Source organism: Aquiflexum sp., assembly GCF_977115555.1.
Genome location: NZ_CDSBKL010000105.1, coordinates 1 through 11435 on the forward strand (window position 1 = coordinate 1; position 11435 = coordinate 11435).

The 11435-nt window shown below is 41.5% G+C and carries 9 protein-coding genes; 2 read left to right on the plus strand and 7 right to left on the minus strand.

All coding sequences use genetic code 11. The features are described 5' to 3' along the window. Positions 1–1478, plus strand: a 1478-nt coding sequence (locus ACZFYI_RS08430) for an outer membrane beta-barrel protein (protein ID WP_462523682.1), incomplete at its 5' end; no start/stop codon positions are given. 208 nt (positions 1479–1686) lie between these two features. On the opposite strand, the gene ACZFYI_RS08435 is transcribed toward ACZFYI_RS08430, so the two are convergent. From ACZFYI_RS08435 to ACZFYI_RS08465, 7 genes are all read right to left on the minus strand, one after another. Continuing rightward, positions 1687–2934, minus strand: a complete 1248-nt coding sequence (locus ACZFYI_RS08435; protein WP_462523683.1) for an FG-GAP repeat domain-containing protein — start codon at positions 2932–2934, stop codon at positions 1687–1689. 6 nt (positions 2935–2940) lie between these two features. Further along, positions 2941–6003 carry a PVC-type heme-binding CxxCH protein gene (locus ACZFYI_RS08440; RefSeq protein ID WP_462523684.1) on the minus strand — a complete coding sequence of 1021 codons (3063 nt, stop codon included), beginning with the start codon at positions 6001–6003 and terminating at the stop codon, positions 2941–2943. A 199-nt stretch (positions 6004–6202) separates the two neighbouring features. Next, the gene (locus tag ACZFYI_RS08445) at positions 6203–7213 is read right to left on the minus strand and encodes a hypothetical protein (protein ID WP_462523685.1); all 1011 of its coding nucleotides are present in this window, start codon (positions 7211–7213) and stop codon (positions 6203–6205) included. Next, positions 7194–7733 carry a P-loop nucleotide/nucleoside kinase family protein gene (locus ACZFYI_RS08450; RefSeq protein ID WP_462523686.1) on the minus strand — a complete coding sequence of 180 codons (540 nt, stop codon included), beginning with the start codon at positions 7731–7733 and terminating at the stop codon, positions 7194–7196. Before ACZFYI_RS08450 ends, ACZFYI_RS08445 begins: the two co-directional genes overlap by 20 nt. Before the next feature lie 71 nt (positions 7734–7804). Beyond that, the gene (locus tag ACZFYI_RS08455) at positions 7805–8800 is read right to left on the minus strand and encodes an MlaD family protein (protein ID WP_462523687.1); all 996 of its coding nucleotides are present in this window, start codon (positions 8798–8800) and stop codon (positions 7805–7807) included. Between the two features lie 2 nt (positions 8801–8802). Next, positions 8803–9546 (minus strand): ABC transporter ATP-binding protein, encoded by a 744-nt coding sequence (locus ACZFYI_RS08460; RefSeq protein ID WP_462523688.1) that lies wholly within the window; start codon positions 9544–9546, stop codon positions 8803–8805. Next, entirely contained in the window at positions 9547–10326 is a 780-nt protein-coding gene (locus tag ACZFYI_RS08465) for an MlaE family ABC transporter permease (protein ID WP_462523689.1), read from the minus strand. It abuts the gene before it with no gap. Between the two features lie 427 nt (positions 10327–10753). Between ACZFYI_RS08465 and ACZFYI_RS08470 the strand changes: the two genes are divergently transcribed. After that, positions 10754–11419 (plus strand): ROK family protein, encoded by a 666-nt coding sequence (locus ACZFYI_RS08470; protein WP_462523690.1) that lies wholly within the window; start codon positions 10754–10756, stop codon positions 11417–11419. Positions 11420–11435 lie beyond the last annotated feature (16 nt).

Genomic DNA, 11435 nt, shown 5'->3' on the forward strand with positions numbered 1-11435 from the left:
CCGGTAGGACCATTACTTTCAGGACCAATTTTCAAAAAGGATGGAATGAAGATGAATCTGACCGTAAGGCAGAAAATACTTTCTACGAAGAAAGTGGAAACCGTCAAGAAAATATTGACCAGCGTACTACCCGAGAAAGAACCGGAGATTTCTGGCAAAGCCGTGTATCCTACACTGAGCCTTTGGGTCAAAGGGGTCAGATGGAGGTGGAATACCAGATCGGAAACAGGTTAAATGATTCGGACAAGCTTACTTTCAATGTTGAAAACGGGGATTTTGACAATGGAAATCTTTCTTTGGATACGGCATTGAGCAATACTTTTCAGAGTAAATACCTGACCCAAGAACTGGAATTCGGTTATCAGTTTTTGACAGAAAAATACAAGCTCCAAACAGAATTGGAATACCAGGATGCCAGGCTCAAAAACGACCAGTTCTTTCCTAATCCTGACATGCTGAACAAGACTTTTCAGAATTTCACCCCGACCGTGAGGATGGAATATAAATTCAATACCAATACCAACCTGCAGTTTGATTACGATACGTATACCAACGAACCCCAGATCTCCCAACTTCAGGCGGTGATTGACAATACCAATCCCCTGCAATTGCGCACAGGAAATCCCGATTTGGACCAGTCCTATACCAATCAAATCCGGGTAAGGTTTAGAAGCAACAATCCTGATACCGATAAAAACTGGAATATTTTTGCCCAATCCAGGTTCGTGGATAATTTTATTTCCAACAGTACCCTGATCGCAAGTGAACCGACCGAAATCCAAGATGGCATCATCTTAGAAACCGGTTCGCAGCTGAATAAACCTGTAAACTTGGACGGATTCAAGGATTTCAGGTCTTGGTTTAGCTATGGCATGCCGATCGGATTCATCAAATCCAACTTCAATATAAACGCAGGATTAGGCTTTACCCAAAGGCCCGGGCAGGTCAATGATCAAATCGGATTCAACAATTCCAGCAGGTTGAGTACCGGGTTTTCTTTGAGTAGCAATATCAGTGATCAGGTAGATTTCAATATCTGGTCTAGGTCCTCCTTCAACGAAGTGAACAACAGTCTCAATTCAAGCCTTGACAGCAAGTTTTTTCAACAAAGGTTCCGTATCAATTTTAACTGGATCATTTGGGAAGGAATCATTTACCGTTTGGACCTAAACCATCAGATCAACTCGGGTCTTTCTCAAGGATTTGACACTAATTTTTCACTGGTCAATATGAGTGTGGGCAAAAAAATATTCAATAACCAACGTGGAGAAATCAGTTTGATGGTCTATGATTTGTTGGGTGAAAATGCCAATGTCAGAAGGAATATCACTGAAACTTTTGTGGAAGACGTCCAATCAAATGTGCTCCAAACTTATGTGATGTTGAGTTTTACCTATAACCTGAGAAGATTCAGCAAAGGAATGGATGAGAAAGATTATACAGAGAGGTATCAGAATGAGGAGAGTTTGAATCAATAACTTGTTTGTAGGATTATTTGCTATTTTGCCAATATGGGAAAAAGGAGTTGGCGCAGTGGTAGATTGGCCACAGACAATGCCGCAGCCCACAGTTCCTACTTTTTAGCTGTAAGACTTTTTGTTTTGGTTTGGAAGCAATAGAGTTTATCTATGATTAAAACAAAGAAAATCAGGATCTTGGATAGGATTTTATTTCTTTGGATGGTATTTATTTTCTGTTTTGTAGGAATACGAAAACTCCTTTTTTATTGGAAATGATGATGTCAGGCAAGGCATCTTTGTTGATGTCTTCTGAGAGAACATGCACTCCTACCCCTGAGTCTTCGTCTATTTTGTGCGGAATCCAAGTTGGATTGGCTCCCGGCACAAACTCATACCAATAAAGAAAGGGCGTATCAAATTCGCCCGGATCAGATCCCATGTGGGCAAAATAACGTTTGCCGGTAATAAAATCAGGTAAGCCATTCGAATTGATATTTGTAAAGGCTACCCCATGGGTCTGGGTATAGGTATCGTCGATGAGGTGCGTGGTCCAATTTGAATTGCCATCCTTGTCTTTTCCCTGTTCGTGCCACCAAATCCCCAATTCATGGGCGGAAGAGGAGAGTACATCTTGTAGGCCGTCTCCATTGAAGTCATAGGCATACATCTGGGCAGCAGGCTTGCCAAGATCCGCCGCATGGAATTTCCAATCCGGAGTTTTGGGATCTTCCGGCGCTTCCCACCATCCTTCCCTGATGATTACATCTTTTCTGCCATCGCTATTGATGTCTCCAAATCCCAAACCATGGGAAAAAGGTGCCGAGCCATGGCTTTCTTTTTGGCTGATAGTGAATTCTTTCCACTCGGTTTTACCTGCATGGGTATAAGGTTTTAACCATACCATCTGCCCCGTCGCGGAATTACCTCCCAAAATCTCCAAATCCCCATCTCCATCGATGTCATAAAATCCCGCAGATTCATTTCCCAATGTGGGATGGATTACATGTCTTTTCCAGTGACCTTTTTCATTTTTTGGGTTTTCAAACCAGAATACCTCTTTACCCGGAAATCCTATCCTTACAAAATCTACCCATCCGTCTTTGTTGACATCCATGCCATGGCAAATGAAAGCGTTGCTATAACCTTTGTCATATTCAAATTTTTGAGCTTGGGAAAGCTCATGTTTATTCCATTCAGGAGCTTCAAACCAATAAGCACCGGCCATGACGTCCACCAAACCATCATGATTGACATCGCCCACTCCCACTCCTTCTGCAAGAAATTCTGTAGTCAATACCTGCTTTTCAAAAGAAATCCTGTTTCCCTTCACAGGGTCGACATTTTGGCCAAATAAAGGGCTGAAACCAAAAATTGTCATTATAGCCAACAAAGAACACCTTACTACAAAAAGATGCATTGACCATTCGGGATTAGGTTTTGACAAAGAGATATGTGAGTGATTCGAGTATTTCATGGTGTTCTATTTTGTGTTTAACAAGTAAACAAGGAGGGAATTGAATTCTTCTACTGAAAGGGAAGTATGAAAATTATCCGGCATGAGGGTGTACTTGGAAGGAAGCATTTCTTTGATGTCAGGTTTTGAGATGGAAAATTCCATTCCGGTTTGATCGGCCAATACCAAGGTCTGTCCTTCCTCCCTTCTGTACAGCCCTGAAACAGTCTGACCATTGTTCAATGAAATGTTGTAGGTCCTGAAATTCTCCGTGATGTTGCGGTTTGGATCAAGGATTTTGGTTGCCAAGGCAGTTTTCCCCCAATTGCCGACACCATCCAATTGCGGACCGATTAGTCCACCTTTGTTGTCAATCTGATGGCAGCTGCTACAGTTTTTCTCAAAAACCAAAGCTCCGGAGGCAATCAGACTATTGTCAGGAACAAAATCTGACAGGCGCTTGTCGATCAGTTCCTGCCTTTCCTCGGAAATCGGAACCAAATTAGCCGTCAATTCCTCAAAGATTTTCAATTGCTCAGGGGTAATATTTGCCATGAGGTTTTCTTCCACCGTTCTTTGTTTGAGAAGTCTCGCGGGAGCATACCCTTTTTTGATATAGGCCATCAAGTCAGATTTGCCTGGTTTTGATTTTGCCAACTCCAAGCTGATGGCTTCCTGCAATTCTGTTGGCGCATTTCGCATGCTTTCACCTAGAATTCTACAGGCCTCCGGGCTGTCCCATAGACCTATTGATGAGGCCAATTTTACCCTTAAGCTGAGGTCTTCTGCGCCGTCCTGCATCCTATCTGCTATCAAACCCAAGCTTGACTTGGGGTCAATCAGCATCAAAGCCTTGGAAGCCGCAAGCCTAATGTTCTCATCCCCTGCCTTTTCTGACAATAATTTTACCAAAGGATCTTTCAAAGAAGCTATTTTGTATTTGCCGGCAGTTTCGGTAGCAAAGAGCAAGCGTTCTTTTTGGAGGTCATCGGTTATTTCCTTTCCCCTATTTTCTAAGAGGATTTTTTCCGCAAGTTCAGCATACCAAATTTGATAAGACTTGGGTATAGGTATGGCTCTTTGGTTCATTCCCTGAGTGGTGGCAGCTGCCAATACATGGGCTTCAGCAGGAACAAGGACTGATTTTTCTTTGACCCAATTGAGCAAATCATCCATTTTGGAAGCTTGGATCGTCCTTGAAATTGCTTCTGTAAAAGCAGCGTTGTTTTTGGTGTTTTCGGGATACTTATTCAGATGGGAAAGCAAAAAATCTCCGACCTCCGGTTCATTCAAATCCGAAAGGACAAGTGCCAATACGCGTTCTTGATTTTCTTCCCAATCGGTTTTGATGGCAAACTGAAGAATTTCCTTTTGTTGGAGGTGTTGGGAAATTGCCAACAACACTGTGTATTTCAAGTGGGTATCATATTCCGGGATGGCAGGGTGAAGCGTGACCAATTTTTCGAATGCTTTTTGATTGGGGTGTCTGCTCAAAAGCTCTGCAGCAGCTCTTTGGACATGCGGATCATCGGAAGAAATATCTTCAATTACAGTGGTGAATAAGGCTTCCGGTATCCGGTTGTAATTCGCAAGTATTTTGTAAGCATGGACATTCACCTTTCTGTCAGGGTGTTTGAGGGCAGTTTGAAGGGTCTTTTCAGGCAAGGCTTCCAATCTGTATAATGCCCATAAGCCCTGAATCAATTGTTCTGGACTGGTTTTTTTGTCGTCAACCATTGCTATGAGAGAGGGTATGGCATCAGTACCAACCCTATCTACCAATTCATCTGTGGCGACCATCCTGAGTTGGAGGATTTTATTGCCCATGCCTTGAATCAATTCTGCCTGAGTTGCTTTGGACCAATCTATGGTTTTCCTATGGTTTCCTTTGTAGGTAATTTTCCAAATGCGTCCGCTGACCCTGTCCCTTCCAGGATGGTCTAAAGGCACTTCATAATGTCCGATGATCCGGTTATAAAAATCAGCTACATACATGGCGCCATCTGGACCGATTTTGATATCGACAGGTCTAAACCAAGGATCTTTGCTGACCAAAAAATCATCTTGGGCAATGGCTTTTGGCGTGCTGCCATGGAATTCCATCGTATTGCGGCTGATTCTGCAAGTCACCACGTCTCCTGAATAAAAGCTGTTGCGGTATTCCTCGGGAAACTGGTCATCGGTATAATACACCAAACCTGAAAGCGCTGTGGATTTCAAACCGTAATCCATCATGGTTGGCGCAAAACCCATATTCGGTTCCTTCTTTCCCCATTGGGTATAATTCCCACCCCAAATCAATTGGTAAATAGGCAAGGTATGGCAGTCTGCCGAATAGTGGTAGCCCATCTCATCGTAATCCGAACCAAAAGGATTGATCCGGCCATCGGTGGTTTTTTCTACCCTGCTGCCGTCCATTCTGAACCTGAAAGTATTTCCTGAAACCATTTTGATAGAATCCCTGTCTTGGCCTGCCACCACTGAAATATTGGAAAATCCATGGGAAGCATGGATCCAACCATCAAATCCACGAAACAGGTTGTTGACCATTCCATGCGTATCCTTATGCTCAAAAGGGCCGAGCAAAACTTCCCTTTGGTCTGCTTTGCCATCATTGTCCGTATCCATCATTTTGTAGACATTCGGAATGGAATAAGCAATTGCGCCATTTTTGATTGGAATAATTCCTATCGGAATGTTGAGGTCGTTGGCAAAATCTGTAATCTTGTCTGCTTTGCCATCTCCGTCAGTATCTTCCAGAATGGTGATCCTGTCTTTTCCACCTCCTTCACCAGCTGCAATAGGATACTCAGAAGATTGCGTGACCCAAAGCCTTCCTTTTTCATCAAAAGCCATGTTGATGGGTTTGGTGATGTCCGGTTCAGAGGCAAAAAGTGTGACCTCAAACCCTTCAGGAAGCATAAAGCTTTGCCTCTCTTCTTCCGGTGTTTGGAACTTGGATGTGCGTACATGCTCTGCATAAATGTCCTCTTCCTGATTTTCTGTGGTCTCTTCAGGCGAGGAGCTACAACCTTGAAATAAAATAAGGATTAGAACCCATATAGGTTTGAGGTTAAGAGAGGTCTTCATTTGGGTCAATTGCTAGGTAAAATTCAAAGTCTAAGCCAATTAAACTTAATTTTAATCCGCCAAAGAAGCAATAAATTTGGGTTTTTGTTGATGTGAGGGCATAAAAGATGTAGGATGGACAATCTAAAAACAACAAATTAATGGCAATCGAAATCCTTATTTGAACAGAATTCAAAGAAGTGAGATTCTACCGATTCCATTACTTCAGTTGTTCCTGATAACTTAATGCAAGCTCCAAGTACTTTCTAGCTTTTGACAATTCCAAGGTTTTCTTTTTCTGATCGGGTTCTGACTTGCTGTTCAATAGAAAAACTTTTGCCCGGACATTTGCTCTCAGACACTTGAAATACAGGAATATTTCTTTATCGGCTTCTTTTGGAAAACAGGTCAAAATGGTGTCATATACATCCAAAAACAAATCCGACAGGTCTTTCCTTCCAAAAAATTCCAGATCCATACAAATGAAGGCTATCTCATACAAAATATCTATTTGCCTGAAAGCGTCACTAAATTCAATACAATCAAAAAGGACCGGTTTCTTGTAGAGAAAAACATTACCACTGTGAAGGTCTCCATGTAGGTCCCTGATGAACCCTCCTTTGCTTCTTTCTGAAAACCTCTTTGCATGCCTTTCTAAAAAATCATCACTGAATGAAATCATCTTTGGAATTATATCGGAAAAGGGCGTTCCGAATTCTTTCAAAACGACTTCTTGAACCGAGTTCAGGTCATTGAACAAGTCCTTTGCTTTATCCGGATTAAATTCCTGGTCAATTATTTCAGCCGTTTGGTGAACCATGGCGACCTGCTTGGCTAGAAGGGAAATTCTTGATGGATCGACTTTATCGTGGGTAAGAAGTACATCCATCCTTTTGTCAGCCTGCATGCGTCTCATGCAGACCGCATAGTCCATTATCTCCCCCACTCCTTCCCCAATGGTCCATTTTCCATTGAGGTAGATGATGGGTTGGACAGAAAGGTAGATGGAAGAAAATCTTTGGTTGAGGTCAAATTCCTTCTTGCAGTATTTTTTTCTCAAGGCAAGTGTGGAATAATCCAAAAATGACAATTTGATGTCTTTTTTTATTTTAAAGGCATATCTTCCACTTAGTATTACCCAAGAGATGTTGGTTTCTTCCAGAATCCCTTTAAGGGGTTTTCCTTCATAACTTCCCTTAGCCATCAATTGACTAACGTCTTGCCTTTTCATGGTCTGAATGGATGTATTTTACGGCTTTTTCCACACTTTCTTGGAGCGAGTCATCGGTGGATTGAATCAATAGGTGGGCTTCCCTAATAGGTTCAAACTCAGATTTGATCTTCAGATACACCTCCATGTCTGCCTCACTGTCTTCCCTGGGCTTAGAAAGCCTTTTGGAAATCAGCGATTCATCTGCTTTGATATGGATGATAGACAGGTTCCATGATAGTGACTTTGCCAAAAAAATAAAAAGATCCCGGACTTGTTGCAGGTAAAAAGTCCCATCCAAAACCAGGCTTTCCCCTGATTTATGGATTTCCTTTGCCCTATTGAACATTTCCCCATAGACAGATAATTTGTTATCAAGCTGATAATTGCCCATCAAGCCCATTTCTTTTCGGAGCTCATCACTTCCAAGATAAACTGCATCAATTTCTTTGGCCAATCCTTTTGCAAAATAGCTCTTACCTGAACCGGGTAGTCCCATTACCATGACTAGTTCTGAAGCTACTTTAGAATACTTTTTCATAATTCCATCATTCAAATCTTAGGTAATTCATCTTAGCAGGATTACCCCATTCTAACCTGAAAATACCGGCCTCAATCATTTACTTGATTTTCCTTTTCTTCTTTTTTTCTTTCTTTCTCCTGTTTTTTGTAGTACTTCCTGAAAAGAAAATTTCCCTTAAGCGCTTCCATGTTTTGATTGAAATTATAGGTGCTCTTTTCAATGTTCTCCATACTTTTCAAAAGGGATTCCCGCATCAGGCTGTCATTGAGAATCAGACCTGCAGTACCCTCGCCGGACTCAATGCTATTCACAATTTCCCTGATATCATCCATCATCAATGCCGCATCAGCACTTGTTTGTAGGATATTTTCAATGGATTTATTCAGGTTATCGGCCAAGACAGAGTCTTTAAAGACTTGATGTACGATTCCATTTCCCTTCTCCAAATCTTCTATGAGTTCTTTTCCTGCTTTTGCCAAGTCTGCTGCATTGGATCCGGCAGTCTTAAATTCACCGATCGCATTTTTTATATCTTCGGGAAGTTGGTCATCAGACAGCAATGCCCACAGGCTTTCACTGCTGTTAAGTTTTTCTGAGACTTCAGCTAGGTTAATCAAGGTTATTTCAAGATAATCGCCGGTATTGCTTAATTTTTCCAACATTTTATCCGTATCGATTTGGTCTTTGGGATAAAGAATATCCCCTTCTCTGACCGGATCGGCATTGCCATCCTGTGGAAGGATATGGAGGATTTTGTTGCCCATCAGGCCATCGGTATTGATGGAAGTGAGTGCATTATTTTTAATGAAAGGCTGCATTTTCTTCTGGATGTACAAAGTGACATGGATAGAAGAATCATTTGCCATTTCTATCGATTTGACTGTTCCCACATCTATTCCCTGAAAACGTACATTGTTTCCAGGTACAAGGCCATTTACATTTTCGACAACAGAAATGATGGTGATTGATGACCCAAAAATATTTTGGTTTTTCCCGATCATGTATAAGGCATAAACTAGGAAAAGCACACCTGCCAATACCATCAGTCCTAATTTCGAGTTATTGATTTTTTTCTTCTCTTTCATAGTCAGTCGAAAAACTCCCTGATTTTGGGATCTTTGGATAAATGAAGGTTTTCATAAGTATCATCCGCATAGCACCTGCCATCAATCAGCATGATCACCCTGTTGGAAGTGATGCGGATACAGTTCATATCATGGGAAATGATCACAGAGGTGGCATTGTACTTCTTTTGCACATTGAGCATCAGTTCGCTGATTTCCCTTGCCGTAATAGGATCCAAACCCGTCGTCGGCTCGTCATATAGGATGACACTGGGTTTCAGAATCAATGAACGCGCGAGCGCAATCCTCTTTCGCATCCCCCCCGATAGCTCCGAAGGCATCATATTGATAGTATGCGAAAGACCAACATCCTCTAAGGCTTCAATAACGGCATTTTCCGCTTGTTTCGCCCTTTCCTCTTTGGTCCAATGGATCCGGAGTGGAAATAACAAGTTTTCCCGGATGGTCATAGAATCGTATAAAGCGTTGCTTTGGAAAAGGAAGCCGACTTTAGCCCTGAGTTTATCAAGCTCATCCTGATCAAGGCCAAGGATGTCCTGGTCCAAGACTATTATTTCTCCCGAATCAGGCTTCATCAGGTTGATGATGCATTTGATCAAAACCGATTTGCCTGAACCTGATTTACCTAAAATCACAAGGTTTTCTCCCGGAATTACTTCCATAGAAAAGTCACGCAGCACATGGTTTTCACCAAATGATTTATTGATTTTCTTCACCACGATGACCGGTTTCAAATCCTTCTCCATTTATGTCAAGCCCAAGATGTCAATAATCTGAACAGCAATTAAATCAATCACAAATACCAACAAAGACGCAACAATTACGGCAGTGGTAGCAGACCTTCCTACGCCTTCAGTTCCTTTGGTGGAATTAAAACCTTTGTAAGTTCCGATGATTCCGATGGCAAAACCAAAGAAAAATGTTTTGATCAGAGAAGGGAGCATGTCACTGAAATCCAAGACCCCAAATACCTGAAACCAATACAAGTGCCAACTGACCTGACCCCGGATATTCACTCCCAAATACCCGCCATAGAGCGAAATGGCATTGGCCAAGCTTGACAATACCGGTACCATCAGGGTGGCTGCCATCACCCTTGTCACGACAAGGTATTTGAATGGATTGGTACCTGAAACTTCCATGGCATCGATTTGCTCTGTTACCCGCATTGACCCAAGTTCAGCCCCCATTCCGGATCCTATTTTTCCCGCACAGATCAAAGCCGTAATCACAGGTGCAATTTCCCTGATCAAAGAAACCGATACCATCGAGGGCAGGTAGGATTCTGCCCCAAACTCCACCAATGTGGGCCTGGACTGAATTGTCAATACCAATCCCATGATAAAAGCTGTGACACCGACAAGGGTCAAGGTCTTGTACCCTATCCAATAACATTGGTTTATGAACTCGGAATATTCCTGTCTTGGTTTGGACACTTCTTTAAAAAATCGGGCTGTAAAGCGGGAAATATCGCCAACTTCGTTCAGAAACTGGTTTTGCTCAATATTTGGAAGTTTTAGCTTCATTTTGAATGTGCTTTACCAAAGATGATGATAAGCATTCCAAAATTTAACGCTGATAATCAAATAAATACATGATGTTTGTCATGTAATCTTAAAATGGAGCCAAAAGAACATTCTGTTTTTTGAGAGTTAATTCGTATTCAAAGCTTCAATAATTTTATCAAAATAGAATGTAAAGGATAAGTGGTGCTGATTTTTTAAGGAAATCCGAGCCGATTTTTTTGGTTTCCAAACACCTACCAACTTTTTACCAGTAAAACATATTGATTTACCCGATGTGTCATCATGAAAGTTTTTTTGAAGGCCATAAACCTTCTATATGCCTTAATTATAATATTTTAGCTCCAATACGGGTATTGATACCTTGTTTTAAATCAATTCTTCATTTGAAAGAGTAAGTCTATTTTTTAACTTGCGGTAGTTAACCCACATGAATTTGAAAATACTCGTCATAGATATCGGAGGCACCAACGTTAAAGTAAAAGCTAATAACGATCAGGAAAGAAGGAAAATCCCATCCGGAAGTTTTATGAATCCTGAAAAAATGGTTTCTGAAGTGATGGAATTTACCAAAGATTGGGAATATGACTTCATCTCTATAGGCTATCCGGGAATCATCAAAAAAGGAAAAATAATGACTGAACCCAAGAACCTTGGACAAGGGTGGATTGGGTTTGACTTTGAGTCAGCTTTTCAGAAACCAGTCAAAATCATGAATGATGCTTCGATGCAGGCTTTGGGGTCTTATCATACTGGCGTGTTGCTGTTTTTAGGATTAGGGACTGGAATGGGTTCTGCACTTGTGGTGGACGGCAGTGTGGTACCGATGGAACTTGCTCATCAGGAGTATAAAAAAGGTACTTTTGAGGATTATGTGGGTTTGAGGGGTTTGGAAAGAATGGGTCAAAAAAAATGGCAGAACCACGTCAAAAATATAATTTCAAGATTTTCTGCATCATTCCTACCTGATGACATCGTGATCGGAGGAGGCAATTCCAAACTATTGTCTGAATTACCTGAAGGCTGTAGGTTTGGAAACAATAACCTGGCTTTTCAGGGAGGCTTTAGAATGTGGGAATATATTCCCGAGGATTAATGTTGAATTTTTGAAT

Bases quoted from the DNA above. Each gene is read 5' to 3' on its own strand.
- ACZFYI_RS08455 (WP_462523687.1), bottom strand. From the start codon at position 8,800: ATGAAAGAGAAGAAAAAAATCAATAACTCGAAATTAGGACTGATGGTA.
- ACZFYI_RS08460 (WP_462523688.1), bottom strand. From the start codon at position 9,546: ATGGAGAAGGATTTGAAACCGGTCATCGTGGTGAAGAAAATCAATAAA.
- ACZFYI_RS08435 (WP_462523683.1), bottom strand. From the start codon at position 2,934: ATGAAATACTCGAATCACTCACATATCTCTTTGTCAAAACCTAATCCC.
- ACZFYI_RS08465 (WP_462523689.1), bottom strand. From the start codon at position 10,326: ATGAAGCTAAAACTTCCAAATATTGAGCAAAACCAGTTTCTGAACGAA.
- ACZFYI_RS08445 (WP_462523685.1), bottom strand. From the start codon at position 7,213: ATGAAAAGGCAAGACGTTAGTCAATTGATGGCTAAGGGAAGTTATGAA.
- ACZFYI_RS08440 (WP_462523684.1), bottom strand. From the start codon at position 6,003: ATGAAGACCTCTCTTAACCTCAAACCTATATGGGTTCTAATCCTTATT.
- ACZFYI_RS08470 (WP_462523690.1), top strand. From the start codon at position 10,754: ATGAATTTGAAAATACTCGTCATAGATATCGGAGGCACCAACGTTAAA.
- ACZFYI_RS08450 (WP_462523686.1), bottom strand. From the start codon at position 7,733: ATGAAAAAGTATTCTAAAGTAGCTTCAGAACTAGTCATGGTAATGGGA.